The sequence below is a fragment of the Corynebacterium sp. TAE3-ERU2 genome, assembly GCF_019209955.1.
In the GTDB taxonomy this organism is placed as follows: Bacteria; Actinomycetota; Actinomycetes; order Mycobacteriales; family Mycobacteriaceae; genus Corynebacterium; species Corynebacterium megadyptis.
Genome location: NZ_JAHUTL010000010.1, coordinates 1 through 1,015 on the forward strand (window position 1 = coordinate 1; position 1,015 = coordinate 1,015).

Annotated in this window: 1 rRNA gene; it reads left to right on the forward strand. The window is 53.7% G+C overall.

Going from position 1 to position 1,015, the window contains the following annotated elements:
• A 23S ribosomal RNA gene (locus tag KRX12_RS10845) occupies nt 1-1,015 on the forward strand; the annotation flags it as partial.

A 1,015-nucleotide genomic window follows, 5' to 3' on the forward strand; every position in this document is an offset into this window, starting at 1 on the left:
GGGTCGAAGCGGAGAATTTAAGCCCCAGTAAACGGCGGTGGTAACTATAACCATCCTAAGGTAGCGAAATTCCTTGTCGGGTAAGTTCCGACCTGCACGAATGGCGTAACGACTTCCCTGCTGTCTCAACTACAGGCCCGGTGAAATTGCAGTACGAGTAAAGATGCTCGTTACGCGCGGCAGGACGAAAAGACCCCGGGACCTTCACTACAACTTGGTATTGGTGTTCGGGTCGGTTTGTGTAGCATAGGTGGGAGACGTGGAAGCATTAACGCTAGTTGGTGTGGAGTCGCACGGTGAAATACCACTCTGACCGATTCGGATATCTCAACCTTGGCCCATGATCTGGGTTGGGGACAGTGCCTGGTGGGTAGTTTAACTGGGGCGGTTGCCTCCCAAAGAGTAACGGAGGCGCCCAAAGGTTCCCTCAGCCTGGTTGGCAATCAGGTGTTGAGTGTAAGTGCACAAGGGAGCTTAACTGTGAGACAGACATGTCAAGCAGATACGAAAGTAGGGACTAGTGATCCGGCACCTCATCGTGGATTGGGTGTCGCTCAACGGATAAAAGGTACCCCGGGGATAACAGGCTGATCTTCCCCAAGAGTCCATATCGACGGGATGGTTTGGCACCTCGATGTCGGCTCGTCGCATCCTGGGGCTGGAGTAGGTCCCAAGGGTTGGGCTGTTCGCCCATTAAAGCGGCACGCGAGCTGGGTTTAGAACGTCGTGAGACAGTTCGGTCTCTATCCGCCGCGCGCGTTGAAACTTGAGAAAAGCTGTCCTTAGTACGAGAGGACCGGGACGGACGTACCTCTAGTGTGCCAGTTGTTCCACCAGGAGCACGGCTGGTTAGCTACGTACGGACAGGATAACCGCTGAAAGCATCTAAGCGGGAAGCCCCTTTCAAGACCAGGTTTCTTTTGAGGTACCCCAGAGATGATGGGGTTGATAGGCCAGAACTGGACGCACAGTAATGTGTTCGAGGTGACTGGTACTAACCCACCAACAAAAAACA